The sequence below is a fragment of the Pandoraea horticolens genome (assembly GCF_902459555.1).
GTDB classification, from domain to species: domain Bacteria; phylum Pseudomonadota; class Gammaproteobacteria; order Burkholderiales; family Burkholderiaceae; genus Pandoraea; species Pandoraea horticolens.
Genome location: NZ_CABPSM010000011.1, coordinates 128998 through 144713, shown reverse-complemented (window position 1 = coordinate 144713; position 15716 = coordinate 128998). Strand labels below are relative to the sequence as shown.

At 64.3% G+C, this 15716-nt stretch carries 14 protein-coding genes; 7 read left to right on the top strand and 7 right to left on the bottom strand.

Going from position 1 to position 15716, the window contains the following annotated elements; genetic code table 11:
• Positions 1-13: 13 nt before the first annotated feature.
• Together PHO31112_RS18150 and PHO31112_RS18145 are read left to right on the top strand one after the other, a co-directional pair.
• Positions 14-1939 (top strand): FUSC family protein, encoded by a 1926-nt coding sequence (locus tag PHO31112_RS18150; RefSeq protein ID WP_150621755.1) that lies wholly within the window; start codon positions 14-16, stop codon positions 1937-1939.
• Positions 1940-2188: 249 nt separating this feature from the next.
• Positions 2189-3352: a methyltransferase gene (locus tag PHO31112_RS18145; RefSeq protein WP_150621754.1), complete on the top strand. Its 1164-nt coding sequence runs from the start codon at positions 2189-2191 to the stop codon at positions 3350-3352.
• Between the two features lie 71 nt (positions 3353-3423).
• Here PHO31112_RS18145 and PHO31112_RS18140 read toward each other — a convergent pair whose 3' ends face one another.
• The gene (locus PHO31112_RS18140) at positions 3424-4713 is read right to left on the bottom strand and encodes a TIGR03862 family flavoprotein (RefSeq protein WP_281355106.1); all 1290 of its coding nucleotides are present in this window, start codon (positions 4711-4713) and stop codon (positions 3424-3426) included.
• Positions 4714-5009: 296 nt separating this feature from the next.
• On the opposite strand from PHO31112_RS18140, the gene PHO31112_RS18135 reads away from it, so the two are divergent.
• A complete protein-coding gene (locus tag PHO31112_RS18135) occupies positions 5010-5759 on the top strand; it encodes a class I SAM-dependent methyltransferase (protein WP_150621753.1) in 750 nt (249 codons plus the stop codon).
• Between the two features lie 41 nt (positions 5760-5800).
• Here the strand turns inward: PHO31112_RS18135 and PHO31112_RS18130 are convergent, their stop codons facing one another.
• The 6 genes from PHO31112_RS18130 to astD all read right to left on the bottom strand — a co-directional run bounded on the left by PHO31112_RS18130 (position 5801) and on the right by astD (position 10570).
• Complete coding sequence (locus PHO31112_RS18130) at positions 5801-5992, bottom strand: DUF2964 family protein (protein WP_150621752.1); 192 nt, start codon at positions 5990-5992, stop codon at positions 5801-5803.
• A gap of 163 nt (positions 5993-6155) precedes the next feature.
• A complete protein-coding gene (locus tag PHO31112_RS18125) occupies positions 6156-6365 on the bottom strand; it encodes a DUF2964 family protein (protein WP_150621751.1) in 210 nt (69 codons plus the stop codon).
• Between the two features lie 173 nt (positions 6366-6538).
• Positions 6539-6841, bottom strand: coding sequence for a DUF1488 family protein (locus PHO31112_RS18120; RefSeq protein ID WP_150621750.1), 303 nt, complete (start codon positions 6839-6841; stop codon positions 6539-6541).
• Positions 6842-7043: 202 nt separating this feature from the next.
• The gene (locus tag PHO31112_RS18115; RefSeq protein ID WP_150621749.1) at positions 7044-7610 is read right to left on the bottom strand and encodes an NADPH-dependent FMN reductase; all 567 of its coding nucleotides are present in this window, start codon (positions 7608-7610) and stop codon (positions 7044-7046) included.
• Positions 7611-7681: 71 nt separating this feature from the next.
• Positions 7682-9043: an N-succinylarginine dihydrolase gene (astB, locus tag PHO31112_RS18110; protein WP_150621748.1), complete on the bottom strand. Its 1362-nt coding sequence runs from the start codon at positions 9041-9043 to the stop codon at positions 7682-7684.
• A 45-nt stretch (positions 9044-9088) separates the two neighbouring features.
• Positions 9089-10570 (bottom strand): succinylglutamate-semialdehyde dehydrogenase, encoded by a 1482-nt coding sequence (gene astD / locus PHO31112_RS18105; protein WP_150621747.1) that lies wholly within the window; start codon positions 10568-10570, stop codon positions 9089-9091.
• Between the two features lie 209 nt (positions 10571-10779).
• Here astD and astE point away from each other — a divergent pair, with 209 nt between their 5' ends.
• The 4 genes from astE (at position 10780) to PHO31112_RS18085 (ending at position 15697) form a co-directional block, all read left to right on the top strand.
• Positions 10780-11832 (top strand): succinylglutamate desuccinylase, encoded by a 1053-nt coding sequence (gene astE, locus PHO31112_RS18100; protein WP_150621746.1) that lies wholly within the window; start codon positions 10780-10782, stop codon positions 11830-11832.
• 385 nt (positions 11833-12217) lie between these two features.
• Positions 12218-13975, top strand: coding sequence for a hypothetical protein (locus tag PHO31112_RS18095; protein WP_150621745.1), 1758 nt, complete (start codon positions 12218-12220; stop codon positions 13973-13975).
• A 128-nt stretch (positions 13976-14103) separates the two neighbouring features.
• Complete coding sequence (gene ydiK, locus PHO31112_RS18090) at positions 14104-15273, top strand: AI-2E family transporter YdiK (protein WP_150621744.1); 1170 nt, start codon at positions 14104-14106, stop codon at positions 15271-15273.
• A 127-nt stretch (positions 15274-15400) separates the two neighbouring features.
• Positions 15401-15697: a hypothetical protein gene (locus PHO31112_RS18085; RefSeq protein WP_150621743.1), complete on the top strand. Its 297-nt coding sequence runs from the start codon at positions 15401-15403 to the stop codon at positions 15695-15697.
• The last annotated feature ends 19 nt before the right edge of the window (positions 15698-15716 follow it).

The window sequence follows — 15716 nt, the reverse complement described above, 5'->3', positions numbered from 1 at the left end:
GCAGCCCTCCCCCATGCCCACAACGCCTGAACCCGGCCGCCGCGTCGCGTGGATGTCGCGTCTGGCGCGACTCGAACCCGTGGCGTTCTCGCGCTGGGACGCCGTCCATGCCACCCTCTGCGTCGCGGTCCCTACGGCCATCGGCGCCGCGACCGGTCATGGCGCCGACGCGTCGCTCATCGCCCTCGGCGCGCTGCCGGCCATCACGGGCGACCGGACCGGCCCCTATCGTGCACGGGCACGCTCCATCCTGCTGACCATTGCCACCGGCGTCGTGGGCTTTTATGCCGGCATGCTGATCCACGATATCGGCGTCTACAATCCGTGGCTCGCGCATGTGCTGCTGCAAGTGGCCATTCTGCTGTTCAGCTTCATCGGAACGTTTGGTAACGTGGCTTCAGCCGCGACGTTGCAGGGTGTCGTTTACCTCATCGTCGGCTGGGGCCTTGCGCTGCCGCCGCCCGAATGGCGTGCGCCGCTGCTGCTGGCTGCGGGGGGAGTCTTCAGCGTAATGCTCATGGCCGTACATTGGCTACGGCATCCGGGCGCGGCCGAGCGTGACGCTGTCGCCGCCATCTATCAGCAGTTGGCCAACGTGCTCGAAGCGAGCGGCACGCCGCGTGTAAGGCTCGCACGCCGCTCGCTCGAAAATGCGATTGCTGCGGCTTACGACACATTGCTGACGGCACGCGCAAGCACGGTTAGCGGCTGGGATGTCCTTGAGCGCCGAGCCGCACAGATATTGGCTGCCGAGCCCATCACGTCTGCCGTCATCGGTCTTGTGCAAGGAGGCAGGCCCTTGCCTGCGCCGCTCGGGCGCGCCATGTACGGCGTTGCCCGCAGCGTTGCGAGAGATCGTCCTGTCGACGTTGATGCCGTCGTCACCGTAGCGAAGGCCAATCGGTCCCCGACGTTGGCGTCGGCGTTGCATCGTGCCGAGCCGTTGCTCGCGGGTACCGTGCATGCTGCCGAGGCGCCATTGGTTGCTTTGGCGCGGCATCAGGCGCGGGCCACGGTGCATCCACGCTGGATGCCGAAGTGGCCTTGGCCGGATGTGTGGCGATATCTGGTTCGCATCGGCCTGTGCGTGCTTGTCGCGCAGATCTTCATTGCGATCACGGCGTTGCCGCGCTCGTATTGGGTACCGCTGATCGTCGTGGTAATTTTCAAGCCGAACTACGGCTCCGTATTTGCCCGAGCGTTACAGAGTGGCGTGGGCAGCATCGTTGGCGTGGCGGTCTCAGCAGCGGTAGTTGCGGTCGACCGTAACGGTCTCGTCAGTTTGGCAACGCTAATTCCGCTCGCTGCGTGTTTGCCTTGGGCGTTGCGGCGCAACTATGGATTATTCAGCGCGTTGTTGTTACCGATCCTGATGTTGGTGATGGGTGCGTTGCAGCCGGGCAGTCAGAACATTGCCGTCGCGCGCTTCATCGACGCTGTGGCGGCGTGTGCCATCGTGTTGTTGGTGGGGTATTTGCCGTGGGCAAAGTGGGAGCGGCGTCAGCTTGACGAGCGGGTTGCCGGAGTACTTGACGCGCTGGGCCGCTATGCGGCGCTTGCCGACACGCGCGATATCGATGCGGTTTTCGTGGCAAGGCGCGCGGCGTACAAGGCGTTGGACGACACCCGTGTTGCATTGCAGCGAGCGTTATCGGAGCCTCCGTTGGTGAGTCGTCGAGCGGCGCGTTGGTGGCCTGCGTTGGTGGGATTGGAGCGGGTAGCGAATACGATCACGGACACGGTTCCGCGTAGAGACGATCAAGAGGCAGCGGTACATCCTGGGGCGGCGATTCTCACGCATATGGCGGCGGCGTTGAGGCATGGCGGACCGGCACCTGAGATGAAGCCGGCGCCGATCCCGGGCATCGACCCGGCGTTGGATGGCGCGTTAAGGGAGGCAATCGGCGTATTGTTCTCCGCCCCGGAAGGCACCACCTAAACGGACGAAAGCGCGGCCGAAAGCGGCTAAAAACGGGCCATTTCCGGCGGGATGAGTAGGGATGAGTATTAACGCAGGCATAATGCGTGCTTCCGGCGCATCCAGAAGGAAGCGAAGAAGACGGACCGGGGGCCCCTTTCTGCAGCGAGTTGGGTTTATGTTTGAGAGGCGGAAAGGGGCCCCCGGTCCGGCTGGGGGGAGCATCCCGCCAGCGCTTCTCAGCGCCGCCACGCCATTAAAAGACACAGCATGAACAATACTCCAACGCTCGACTGGACCGAAGACGGTCGCCCCGTCACTGCCCGTTGGCGTTCAGAAGCGGGAGTCACCCCACCGCGCCGCGTCGAAGTTGTCGACGATACGATCACGGCTGACGATGCGTACCATCTGGCATGTGGTGGTACGGCGTTGCTATATCGCGGCGACTATCAGAATGCACGTCAATTGATGCAGGCGATGGCGCGTCGGGCTGACCGTCCGCCGCATCGCCCACGTCGCAAGGCGTCGGTGAAAGATACACAGACCGGCGTCAATCCGGCTGAGGCCTTTCACAAGCACCGGATGGCGCAGGCCCAGCGGGCGAGAATCTTGGGCATGGTGCTCATTCCGCTGGATGCCGACTATGGTATTCCGTTGCGTCGTGCGCCGGACGTTCGAGAGGCATGCACGGAAGTCTGGGGTGTGCCGGACGATGCACCGTCGGTGGCATCGTTGCGAGAGATTCTGGGATTGGTCGGTGCGCACGAGTGGCGCAAGAAGGGGGTGACGATTCCGGCGTTGGGTGCATCGATTCACCCGTGGTACGGCGTATTTTCGCCGGTTCGCGGCGAGTATTTGCAGTTGATCGAGCAGGCGCCGTTGCCGTCCACGTCGTTGGCGTTTGACGTTGGCACGGGAACGGGTGTCATCGCGGCGTTGCTGGCACGTCGTGGGGTGCAGCAGGTCATTGGGACGGATCGCGATCCCCGGGCATTGGCGTGTGCGCGAGAGAATATCTCGCGGCTTGGCTACGACCGTTCGGTGAAGATCGTGGATGCCGATCTGTTCCCTGAGGGCGAGGCGCCGTTGATCGTCTGCAACCCGCCGTGGTTGCCGGCCAAGGCAAATGCGCCCATCGAGCATGCCATTTACGATCCGGAGAGCCAGATGCTCAAGGGCTTCCTGAATGGCTTGGCGGCCCATCTGAGTCCGGGCGGCGAAGGCTGGCTGATTCTGTCGGATCTCGCGGAACATTTGGGTTTGCGCACTCGCGAGACGTTGTTGTCGTGGATTCACGGGGCGGGTCTGGTCGTGCTTGCGCGTCACGATGTGCGGCCGCATCATCCGAAGGCCGGTGATGCCAACGACCCGCTGCATGCTGCGCGACGCGCCGAAGTCACCTCACTGTGGCGTCTGGGTGTTCGCCCGGCCTGATCCCGTTAAAGCTGACACCAGACCGAGAAGACAAGCGCCCCCGGCGGCGGCACAGCCGTCGGGTCGCTCCATTAGCGCAGGGCCTGAAGGTAGGCTGCTGCGCCATCTCCCGCCACGCAGGCGCTGGCAAAGCATGCGGTAAGCAGATACCCACCGGTTGGCGCTTCCCAATCCAGCATCTCTCCCGCGCAGAACACCCCCGGCAGTGCCTTCGCCATCAAATGGGCGTCCAGTGCGTCGAGCGCGACGCCTCCGGCAGTGCTGATGACTTCGGCAATCGGGCGTGTGCGCAGCAGCGTCAACGGCAACCGCTTGATCCCGGCCGCGAGCGCCGCCGGATCGTTGAACGTCTCACGCGGCAGGCACTCGCGCAGCAGCGCCGCCTTCACCCCCGCGATTCCCAGACGGCTTTGCAGATGGCTCGCCATCGAGCGTGATTCGCGCGGGCGCGCCACCTCCTCGGCCACGCGCTGCTCACGCCAATCCGGCAAAAGATCCAGATGGATTTGCGTGCTGCCATTGGCGCGGATCGCATCGCGGATCGGTGCACACAGCGCGTACACCAGACTGCCCTCAATGCCATGCGTCGAGATCACGAACTCGCCTTGCCGCGTCGTGCCGTCAGGCAGCGTCATCGTCACGGACTTCACCGGGTGCCCCGCGAAACGCTCGCGCAGATGCGGCGTCCAGTCCGTCTCGAAACCCGCGTTGGCAGGCAGAAGCGGCGCGACGCCTACCCCGTGGTCCTGCAACCAGGGTACCCAGGCGGCGTCCGACCCCAACTGCGGCCAACTGGCGCCGCCCAGCGTCAGTACCACCGCCTTTGCCCGTACCCGGCGCTCGCCGCTCGGCGTTGCGAACCGCAGGTCGTCCGGACCGGCCGCCGCCTGTGCCTCCCAGCCCAGCCAGCGATGACGTACATGCAGCCGGACACCGGCCGCACGCAGCCGGGTGAGCCAGGCACGCAACAGTGGCGCCGCTTTCATGTCGACGGGAAAAACACGTCCTGACGTGCCAACGAACGTATCGATGCCGAGCCGATGCGCCCACGAGCGCACATCGTCCGCGCTGAAACGGCGCAGCCACCGGGCGACGGCGTCCGCTCGTTTGCCGTAGCGGGCCACGAATGGCGCTGCGGGCTCGCTGTGCGTGAGATTCATACCGCCCTTGCCCGCCATCAAAAACTTGCGCCCGACCGACGGCATGGCATCGTACACGTCGACACGCCATCCCGCCGCCGACAACACTTCTGCCGCCATCAGACCGGCGGGACCCGCACCGATCACGGCGACATCGATGGTCTCGGCCACACCAAAGGTCGAGGCGCCGGACGGCGAGGGAGAAAGACTGGATGGGGGCATGCTTGGGAATGTTGTCGCGCAATAACGGCTGTCGCACAACGCCCGTCTCGAAGGCAGACGCGGCGGCGAAGGCCGCTATTCTCCCACATTGGTGTGTCGTGCGGACACTCGGGGGAGGCTCGATTCCGCCCCGAAGGCCCCGTGAATCGCGACAGTGGGTATGGCCGGGCATGCCAGGTATTTGCCGCTTTGGCGTTACAATCGCTCCCCGCCTTATTATTTCGCCCTGCCGCCCGGTCACCGTTGCGCGTTCGCGTCATCGTGCGCCGTGCGGGGCCGCCCCCCTGGAGCCGCGCATGTCGTCATCCGATCCAGCGTCGATAGGACGCACCGCTTACGCAAGTTTCGCCGAACGCTACGCCGAGATTGCCGTCACCAAGCCGCACAACGCCCTGTACGAACGCCCCGCCACGCGCGCCCTGCTTGGCGACACCGCCGGCCTGCAGGTGCTTGACGCGGGCTGCGGCCCCGGCATCAACAGCGCCTGGCTCGCCGGGCAAGGGGCGACGGTACACGGCATCGACGTCACCCCCGAAATGATCGTGCTGGCCCGCAAACGCTGCGAAGGACTCGCCGCGACGTTCGACGTGCAAGACCTCGGCGAAACCTTCGCGACACTGACCGACAATCGCTTCGACGCCATCGTTAGCGCCCTCGCCCTCGACTACGTCGAAGACCTTGGGCCGACATTTCGCGAATTCGCACGGGTCGCCCAACCCGGCGCGATGCTGGTCTGGTCGATGGGGCATCCGATGCGCGATTGGATGGACGAGCGTACGCGGCGCAACAGCACCTACTTCGAGACCACGCGTTTCGGCATGTACTGGAGCGGCTTCGGCGAGCCGAAGCCGTACGTGGAGTCCTATCGGCGCCCGCTGGCGAGCATTCTGAATGCCGCCGCCGAGGCAGGCTGGCAGATCGAACGTATGGTCGAGCCGCTGCCGTTGCCGGAGATGAAGGCCGTCGACCGCCGACTGTACGACGAATTGTCGCAAGCGCCCGCGTTCATGTGCGTGCGAGCACGCCTCGCCCAACCGGCTCGCTAAGGCGGCCGTCCGATGCACTCATCGACACGCTTATCGACGTGTCACGACTTCTCACGCTCGCCCCACGGAATCAGCATGGTAGCCGTGCATGTCGCCCCGATCAGCACGGCTGCCACGCCGTAGCGGGAGACCTCCGGCAGGTTGAACAGCAAACCGTGGATCGTGGCGAAAATGCCTCCCAGCGTCACGAACGCGGCGATGGAGGCAATGAAGACGCGGAGATCGGAACACATACGTCACCTCACAACGAGGTCACGCACGTTGCGAAGCGATTCAGGCAGGGAAATCGACGAGACCGGCGGCTTGTCCAGCCGGGGCCGCGCGACTCTCGGGTGACTTCGGCGGCGTCCCTCAATTCCCAGTGTAGGACGCCGCACACCAAACGGTTGGTGCGACTCAGGGCTTTGACTTGGTCTCGCCCTCTTCATCTCGCGGCCACGGCGTGAGCATCACGACGATGAAGAGAATGCCGAACAGCACAGTGGCCACCCCCCAGTGCATGACGTAGGTCTTGTCATAAAGCAAGCCGTGGATGGTGGCAAACGCCCCGGCCAACGTCATGAAGGCCGCGATCGAGGCAATGACAACGCGAAATTCCGAGCCCATGGCGACTCCTTCTAGTGATCGACAGTGGTGCCGCTGGTGTGACTTCTTTCGCGGCAACGCCAGTCTACGCCGATCCCTACGGCTCGCCTATTGAGTCGTATACCTAAACAATTCGAAACTTGACGTCAATCAATTCCAGCGCGCGAAAATATTGCCCCAATGAGAATGAGCGACTAGCGACGCGACGCCTGACGCTTGGTCTCCCGCACCCAGCGGAAGTGCCCACTGCGCAGCAGGACGGGGCCCGCGAGCCCCATCGCCAAGTATTCGCGCGTGAGCGCCTGGATATGACTGCGCCCATGCTCGAAGGCATGCAACAGATCGTCTGCGCGGGCCGAGTGGGCGCCAAAGTGGTCCTCCAACGCTTCAGCCGACACCGCACAATCGAACGGCCGGCCATTGACGACAACAGCGAATTCGATCGTCAGATCTTCGTAGTTGAACACGGGACGGTGATCCGGAAACTCAATTTGCATGGCGACACCCCCGGTTTTGCGACAGGACGCGATCGACGTGTCGGCCGACACGTTCCATCCAGCATAGTGCATCGCAGGACAATTCGTGAATCGCGTCGCTTATCGGTTCGTCATTCTCGATTGGCGAAGGTTCAGCATCGCAAATCACCAAACAAATCACATCAATAAATCACCGCAATTTATTGATTTAAAACAAATACCCTCAGCCAACACTCTTCCTCTCATCCAAAAACGTCACGAACCCGGCGACAAACGCGGCCAGTTGCTGGCGCACGGCGGCGTCCTGAAGATTACCGTCGGTGTCGATGACCTTATTCGCGTGCGACACCATCAGACGGCCCTGCCACCAAGGAGTGGTCTGTAGCGTGCGCAGTACGGGCAACCAGGCGTTCTGACTCAGAATCGTGCCGAAACCACCGGGCGACGCGCCCATGATGGCGACCGGCTTGTTCTGGAACACTCGCGCACTATCGGCAGGGGGTCGCGATAGCCAATCGAGCGCATTCTTGAACACGCCGGGCATGCCGTTGTTGTACTCGGGTGTTGCCAGCAACAAACCATCCGCGTTTGCGATGGCGTCTTTCAACGCGGCGACCGCGTCCGGAATACCCTCGCTCGCTTCGACGTCGCCGTCGTAAAGCGGAATGCCGTGCAACGTGCGCACGTCGAGCGTCACGCCTGCAGGCGCCACCGCCTTCGCTGCGACCAGCAATGCCGTGTTGTACGAGCCCTTACGCAGGCTGCCGGACAAACCAATGATTGTCGTCATCGAATCGACTCCTTTCGTTATGAATAGGAAGTAACCACCGCACGGCGCCTGCGCCGGTTGGCGGGTTGCGCTCAAACGTCGCGCTGGAACGGGTAAAGACTACCCAGGCCAAGTAACCGTGTGAGTTCGTCGAGGGCGGTGCGGCATTCGTCGAGCAATGCCGGATCGGCCAGATCGCTCACCGACAGCCGGTCACGATAGTGGCGCTTCACCCAGCCGGTGAGCGTCGCATAACGTGCATCGTCGATCCACAGTCCTGCGTGCGTTGCCTTGCGCTCCGCTTCGGTCAGCACCACCCGCAGCCGCAGACATGCGGGGCCGCCGCCATTGCGCATGCTCTCGCGCAGATCGAACACCTGTAGCTCACGAATCGGGCCGCCGCCGGCCACCAGCGACTCGAGGTAACGCCATACGGCCGGACGTTCGCGACACTCCTGCGGGACCACCAACCGCATTCCACCGCCCGCTTCCGCAGTCCGGGCGAGCAACTGGCTGTTGAAAAGGTAGCTGCCGATGGTGTCCTCGATCGAGATGTCCGTGGCGGACACCTCGATCACCTCCAGTTGAGTCCCTCTGGCAGCCAGCCGATCGCGCAGCGTTGCGAGTACTGCCGCCTGATCGACGAACGCCAGTGCGTGGCAAAACAGCACGTTGCCATTGCCTACGGCGATCACATCGTTATGGAAGACGCCGGCGTCGATCGCGTCGGGATGCTGCTGGGCAAACACCACGTCCTCGTCGGCCAGTCCGTGCAGACGGGCAATCGCCTGACTCGCCTGCAACGTCTGACGTGCGGGAAACCGGCGCGGCGCCGGGGCGCTTGCAAGGTCATCCCGGCCGTAGACGAAGAACTCGACGCCCCGCTCACCGTATGCCCCGCAAAACCGCGTGTGATTTGCCGCACCCTCATCCCCCAAGGACGGCCAGCCCGGCAATGCGTTGTGATGCGCGAACTGCGTCTCGTCGGGGAATGCGGCGCGCAGCACGCGCGACGTGGTGTCGTGCTCGATAGCGCGGTGCAACTTGCTGCACAGATTCGCCGCCGTGAAATGCACCCGGCCGTCGGCGGTATCCGCCGACGGGCTGACAGTGGCGGCGTTGGCCGTCCACATGCTCGCTGCCGAACAGGCCGCACCGAGCACTGCCGGTGCGGTGCGGGCCGCCTCGCGGATGACCGCGTGGTCGTCGCCGGAAAACCCAAGCGTGCGCAGCAACGCGACCGACGGACGCTCTTGCGGGGGCAATACACCCTGTGCGTAGCCGAGATTGGCCAGCGCCTTCATCTTTGCAAGGCCTTGGAGCGCCGCCTCGCGAGGGTTCGAGACGCGATTGGCGTTGTTCGCCGAGGCAACGTTGCCGAACGACAAACCGGCATAGTTGTGAGTGGGGCCGACCAATCCGTCGAAGTTGGCTTCCAAGGCAATACGCGTCATGTCAGTTCCTGAGAAAGCAGAATACAAATCCGGTCGATACCACCGTCAGGACGCGCCAAAGTCCAGTCCAGGGCTGAGGTGTTCGGGCATCGCCACACGCTCGCTTTCCATCGACGCGATGGGGTAAGCACAGTAATCCGCCGCGTACCACGCGCTGGGCCGGTGGTTGCCGGACTCACCGATACCGCCGAACGGCGCCGCGCCCGCTGCCCCCGTCGTCGGCCGGTTCCAATTGACGACCCCCGCACGGATCTGCGCAAGAAACTGCTCGTAACGCGCCGGATCGTCGCAGAGCAACCCGGCGGCCAGTCCGTAGCGCGTGCGATTGGCGAGCGCGATGGCCTCCTCGAACGTGTCGTAGCGCAGCACTTGCAGCAACGGGCCGAAATACTCGTCGTCAGGCAGTGCGTCGCGCGCGGCAATCGCCGTCACGTCGATCAACCCTGGCGTCAGCAACGCGGACCGGCCGTCCGGTTGACTGAGCGGCAGGATAACGCGGCCACCGAGCGCCATGAGATCGGCTTGCGCGGCGGTCATGCGGTGCGCCGCCTGCAACGACACCACCGCGCCCATGAACGGCTGCGGCTCGGCGTCGTAACGTCCCACGCTGATGCGTTGCGCCACGAACGTCAACCGATCAATGAAGGCATCGCCTTGCGGTCCGCGCGGCACGAGCAGGCGTCGTGCACAGGTGCATCGCTGTCCCGCCGAGAGAAAGGCGGACTGGATAGTCACATGCACCGCGGCGTCGATATTGGCGGGGGCATCGACAATCAGCGGATTGTTGCCGCCCATCTCCAGCGCGAGGATCTTGCCCGGCCGCCCGGCGAACTGCTGATGCAGCACACGGCCGGTGGCGGAGCTGCCGGTAAAGCACAACCCGTCGATATCGTCGTGCGCTGCGAGCGCCGCCCCGGTGTCGCGCCCGCCCTGCACGAGATTCAGCACGCCCGGCGGCAGGCCTGCTTCGATCCAGCATTGGAGGGTGCGCCCGGCTACCCCGGGCGCAAGTTCGCTCGGCTTGAAAACAACGGTGTTGCCCGCGAGCAGAGCGGGAACGATGTGCCCATTGGGCAAATGGCCAGGGAAGTTGTAGGGTCCGAAGACAGCCATCACGCCGTGCGCCCGATGGCGGACGACGTTCTGTCCATCCGCCATCGCGTTGCGCCGCTCGCCGGCGCGCTCCAGATACGCTTTGGCCGAATTGGCGACCTTGGCGGACATCGTCGCCACTTCGGTACGCGCTTCCCACAAGGGTTTGCCGGTCTCCCGGCCGATGGCGTCGGCAAGCGCTTCGGTTTTTTCGTTCACGATGGCCGCGAAACGCTGCAACACTGCCAGACGCTCATCGGCACGTCGCCGCGCCCAATCTCGCTGCGCGCGACGGGCAGCCTGCACCGCGGCGTCGACATCGGTCGCGTCGGCCGCGCAGCCCTTCCACACTGTGTCGCCCGACATGGGATCGAGCGAACGGAATTCTGCACCTTTGGCGGTGCGCCAGACACCTTCGATGTACAGATCGGTCATGAACGACAATCCCGGAGGCCACGCCCGATGGAACGGCGTGCGATGCGGATCATGATGACACGGATTCGACAGACGGAACAATGCGCTTGCGTCCAACGCCCCGGCGGAACCCCGTAAACAGGGCGTTACAGGGCATCGGCGAAGTCATGTAACGGTCACGCGAGCGACACGCATAGAATACGAATCTGCGTTTTTGGAGATATCTCATCATGACCGACGCCAATCGTTCGGCCCTGCGCCACTGGCTAAGCGATGTGCGCGAATCGCGCGACACTCACCACGACGAAGGCATCGATCCGTGCGGCGTACGCTGGCAACGGCACGCCGAGGGCGTGCTCGAACTCACGCCAGCCGACGCGAACGGCACCACCGACAAGGCGGGGAAGTCACAAGGCGGCCGCTTCGACGCCGTCCTGTCGTGTGGCATTCACGGCGACGAAACCGCCCCCATCGAAATCGTCGACGGCATTCTGCGCGACATCGCAGACGCTCGCCTGACGTTGCGCGAGCGGGTGCTCGTCATTCTCGGCAACCCGGACGCCGTGCGTGCCGGCAAGCGATATCTCGAGTACGACCTGAATCGTCTGTTCCATGGCGCCCACGCGAAACGTGCCGAGTCGCCCGCCGTGCAGCGCGCCCGCGAACTCGAAGTGATCGTGGCGCAATTCTTCGCGGGGGGGGACGGCGTGCACCGCCTGCGCCGGCATGTCGATATGCACACCGCGATTCGCGCATCGCTCTTTTCGCGCTTTGCGGTCGTACCCGGCACCCCGCAGCACCCGCCGAGCGACGACTGGATCGATACGCTCGCCGCCGCCGACATCGAGGCGGTGATGCGCACCGAGCAGCCGTCCGTCACGTTTTCGTATTACACATATGCGCGATTTGGCGCCGAGAGCTGCACGCTCGAACTCGGCAAGGTGGCGCCGTTCGGGCAGAACCGTCTGGCGGACTTCGCCGGCATCGACGCAGCGCTGCGACGCTGGCTCTGCGGCGGCGAGATGGGCCTGCGCGACGATGGCAAGGTCCTGCATACGCAACGCTTTCGTGTGGCCGCCGAAATCGTGCGCCACACCGACGCTTTCGTTCTCGACGTTCCTGCCGATACGCCAAATTTCACACCCTACGCCGCAGGTACCGTGTTGGCACGTGACGGTGAGAACACTTACACGGTGTCGCACCCCGAAGAGCGCATCGTGTTTCCGAACCCCAACGTCGAGAACGGCTTGCGCGCCGGGGTGATGGTGGTGCCCGACGCCTGATCGGTGACACACGATGCGCAATGCCCGGCGCGCAGGACGTTGGGTATCCGCTGAATCGGTGGCGACAGGAGCGATGCCGCTACGCAGCATCGCGAATTAACGACTTCAAACGGCTGTCCAAGCGTGGTCGCGGTGAACGGATGCGCGTAGCATCGCCCGCTTCATTTCGCCTTTTCACGACCGCGGCCCGGCACCTCGCCTTCGGCCGAGTCCTGCTATCGACGCCATGCCCTACGGATGCTCCTCTTGCTGGTCCTCCCATAGCTCCACCACCGCTACCCCTTCAGCACACGAATCGCAACGACATGAACCCGTAACGCCACTTGCCGAGGACTTCGCTCGCGCTCAGCAAGCGGCGGCTCAGGCCAGTGTGACGGCTAACGCGTTGCCATGGCTATTGGCACAGGCGCAAGCTCGCAGCGGCGGTGGTGCGCTCCGGGAGCCAGCGGCACTCGCTCCGGTATTCGCCGGTCGCCGATCGTCCGCCCCCGCCGCCCCGTCTTCGCGGACCTCGACGGTCGACACCCCCGTCTTTGCCATCGATATGTTCACGGGCTACGGCGCCGATCGCGCGCGGCGCATTTTCGATGTGCTTTGGCAGGACGTCGCCGTACCGGCGCTGCGTGCCATGGGAACGGCACCTGCATCGGACCGATGGCAAGACGCCCTTGAACAACTCAGACAGGGATGGTCTGACGACACCCTGCAAGCCCCCGTCAATTCAGCGGCGCACCCGTGGCATGACACATTGCACACACATCTGCACAGGCATGCCCGGATGCTGGCGCATCACGGATTCGATGTGGCGGACGTGAGCGAGCGCCTCGAGGTGCTGTTGCGCGAACAACGACCCGGCTTTTCGTGGCGTTCGTTCTATATCGGCACGCTGCGCGATGCCATGCCCTTCGCCGTCGGCTCCGCCCTCGTATCGCTCCTTGCGGAATCGACGGACCCTACGCGCTCGCAGGCGTGGCTATGGCCGCCATTGGCTGCGCTGGGCGTCGTTCTGATCAACTTGCTGGGCATGGCCGGCTTCAACGCCACTCAAGTGCAGTACCAGAACCAGATCGTACGCACGACGCCGGCACCGGGACTGGAAGGCTTGAGCGCGATCCTCGCCACGCCTTACCGCGCGGCTTTTGCGCAGGTGCTCGGTTTTGTCTTTTGCTACGGGGTTCTGCGCAACGGGGCCCGCTACGGCATCGAACGTATCGTGTCCCGCTTCGCGCCAGGCATTTTCACGCGGCGCTTCGGCGACACGCTGCACGCGGCCCTTGAGATTCCGCTGGCACCGATGCCGGGCCTCCTGCTGCTCCCTATCATTCATCAGTTGGGAGTGACGCGGCACAGTGCCGGCCTGCAAGTCCTCACGCAAAACAACTTCGCGGAACTGATCGAAGCCGTGGGACGCGAGCCTGCTCCGGTAGGCCAGCGGGAGAGCGTCGGCGCGTTCTTTCACGATTTGTCCGCCATGCTTCAATCCACCCCGCCCAGACTCATCTGGTTTGCGCTGACGCTTACGTTCTACTATCTCGCGTGGATGGGCGATTATGCGGCTCACGCCCACGGCAACGCCGACGACACGCCATTTGCCGAGGACTACGATGCTCGCAACGTGACGCTGCCCGCCTCCGATCCTCACTCCCCGACAGTGGCAGAGGAAGCCCATGTTTTCGCGGTCCTTGACGTCCTGTACGGCGTCATCGGCCTCATATTCTCGATAAGCCAGACCGCTGCACAACGCGAAGACATTCGCACTGCGCACGAACGGCGCGCGCCGCAACAGAAGATCAGTACCAGCACGGTCGTCACGGTTGACGACTCGGGCGTATCGTCGGGAAATTCGTCCCCATCGCACCTCGACAGCCCAGGCAGCCCGGGCACTGACGAGGTGAACAACAACACGACGGAGGGAACGTCGTTCACCTTTCCCGAAACGCATGCGGCAGGCGCCGCTGCGCCGGCGGCCTCCGGTCGCCGTGCCGACGATGCGCCTCGCTCCCCCGCCCAGCCAACCGGCGCCCGGCGGCACGGTACGACGACGGTACCCGATGCGCTTTGCCGGCCGAGGGACCTCCCTCGGTGGCGTAGCCTCCCGCCTGATCGTACCGACGACGACACAGAGCAATCGACGCCGCTGTAAGGTACCGGCGCGACGCACTTGCCGTGCCCGCCACGGCGTGGCATCGTGTTTCCCTCGCATCGTGTGCGAACACGTACTGCCGGACGCGTGGTGACACGCGTTCTCCCCCTCTGTCTGCCGGAGCACCCATGCTTTCCACGACCCCGAGCGAACTCGCCCGTAACCTGCTGATCATCCTCGTCCTCAGTGCGCTGATGATCGGTACGCTATGGGTACTGCTCCCCTTTCTGCCGGCATTTATCTGGGCAGTGACGATTGTCGCCTCCACCTGGCCGTTGCTCGTCGGTCTGCAACGGCGCCTGTGGGGCAAACGATGGCTTGCCACCACGGTCATGATCGTCGGCATGCTGGTGATCGTTGTCGCACCGTTGTCTGCCGCCATCGGCACGCTGATCGGACACGCGTCCGACATCAGCAACCAGGTGCATTCCATCGGGCAACGCGGCCTCCCGATGCCGCCCGACTGGCTCACCCGCATCCCGGTGATCGGTCAACGCGCCAGCGACGAGTGGCAGGCACTGGCGGCCGCCGGTCCCGGCGGTCTCGTCGCCAAGATTCAGCCCTATGCCGTCAAGGCCGCTTCCTGGGGATTCTCAAAGCTGGGCTCCGTCGGTCTGCTCGTGGTTCATCTCGGGCTCACTCTGATCATCTCCGGCATTCTCTTCATGCAGGGTGAGCGCGCGGCGCGGGCACTGATTCGCATAGCAAGACGCCTCGGCGGCGATCGCGGAGAGGAATCGGTACGGCTTGCGGGCATGTCGATTCGTGCGGTGGCGCTCGGCATCGTGGTCACGGCGGTAACGCAGTCGCTGCTCGGCGGCCTGGGACTCTGGCTGACGGGCGTGCCGCTGTCGGGCTTCCTGACGGCCCTGATGCTGGTGCTGTGTATTGCACAGATCGGCCCATTCCCTGTGCTGCTCTCGAGCGTTGCATGGCTTTACTGGCAGGACAGTCCGACACTCGCCACGCTGCTGCTGGTGCTGTCAGTATTCATCGGCATGCTGGATAACGTGATGCGTCCAATGCTCATCCGCCGCGGCGCAGATTTGCCGATGACGTTGATTCTCGCGGGTGTGCTCGGCGGGATGCTGACGTTCGGCATCGTCGGCCTGTTTGTCGGCCCTGTGATTCTTGCAGTGACCTACACGTTGCTGAGCGCATGGATCAACGAAGGACTGAGCCGTTCCCCGATGGTGCCCAGCGGGACCCCACCGGCAGCGCCCGCCACGCCGGATGTGGCACCGCCCGTTGATTCCCCGGCGAAGGTGTCGGCCCCCCCCGGGGACAAACGGGCTTGATCCCCGCGCTGTGCGACACGGCCCTGTCACGCAAACCGGACATATTTTTCGGACGGCTTCACCTGTCGCTCCCCGCCGCCGCATGGCTAAATATCTCCCGTATTCACGCGATTCCGGGAGATATCAAATGCCACACGCCGCATCCGCCCATCCACCCCAGGCGCCCGCGCAGCGCTCGCTGCGCGTGCCGCGCCGCGCCCGTCTTGGCGATCCTCCCCTGTTACGCAGGGTTGGCAATGAACTCGCCTACACGCCCACACGCTGCCGCGTTACCGCCAGCCTGATGGTTAGCCGCATCGATGCCTGGTGGCAGCGCTTGCCGTCATCGCACCCGGGCGACCACGGCGAGCACGAGACACTGCCGGACCCGCAAATGACAAACGCGCCGTCCGGAGAACCGGCACGACGCGTTGTGCGTGCTTGAGTCGGTGTCCCCGGCACAC

What these genes read in the sequence shown, in the direction of transcription:
- PHO31112_RS18150 (WP_150621755.1), top strand. Translation starts at nt 14, where the DNA reads ATGCCCACAACGCCTGAACCCGGCCGCCGCGTCGCGTGGATGTCGCGT.
- PHO31112_RS18145 (WP_150621754.1), top strand. Translation starts at nt 2,189, where the DNA reads ATGAACAATACTCCAACGCTCGACTGGACCGAAGACGGTCGCCCCGTC.
- PHO31112_RS18140 (WP_281355106.1), bottom strand. Translation starts at nt 4,713, where the DNA reads ATGCCCCCATCCAGTCTTTCTCCCTCGCCGTCCGGCGCCTCGACCTTT.
- PHO31112_RS18135 (WP_150621753.1), top strand. Translation starts at nt 5,010, where the DNA reads ATGTCGTCATCCGATCCAGCGTCGATAGGACGCACCGCTTACGCAAGT.
- PHO31112_RS18130 (WP_150621752.1), bottom strand. Translation starts at nt 5,992, where the DNA reads ATGTGTTCCGATCTCCGCGTCTTCATTGCCTCCATCGCCGCGTTCGTG.
- PHO31112_RS18125 (WP_150621751.1), bottom strand. Translation starts at nt 6,365, where the DNA reads ATGGGCTCGGAATTTCGCGTTGTCATTGCCTCGATCGCGGCCTTCATG.
- PHO31112_RS18120 (WP_150621750.1), bottom strand. Translation starts at nt 6,841, where the DNA reads ATGCAAATTGAGTTTCCGGATCACCGTCCCGTGTTCAACTACGAAGAT.
- PHO31112_RS18115 (WP_150621749.1), bottom strand. Translation starts at nt 7,610, where the DNA reads ATGACGACAATCATTGGTTTGTCCGGCAGCCTGCGTAAGGGCTCGTAC.
- astB (WP_150621748.1), bottom strand. Translation starts at nt 9,043, where the DNA reads ATGACGCGTATTGCCTTGGAAGCCAACTTCGACGGATTGGTCGGCCCC.
- astD (WP_150621747.1), bottom strand. Translation starts at nt 10,570, where the DNA reads ATGACCGATCTGTACATCGAAGGTGTCTGGCGCACCGCCAAAGGTGCA.
- astE (WP_150621746.1), top strand. Translation starts at nt 10,780, where the DNA reads ATGACCGACGCCAATCGTTCGGCCCTGCGCCACTGGCTAAGCGATGTG.
- ydiK (WP_150621744.1), top strand. Translation starts at nt 14,104, where the DNA reads ATGCTTTCCACGACCCCGAGCGAACTCGCCCGTAACCTGCTGATCATC.
- PHO31112_RS18085 (WP_150621743.1), top strand. Translation starts at nt 15,401, where the DNA reads ATGCCACACGCCGCATCCGCCCATCCACCCCAGGCGCCCGCGCAGCGC.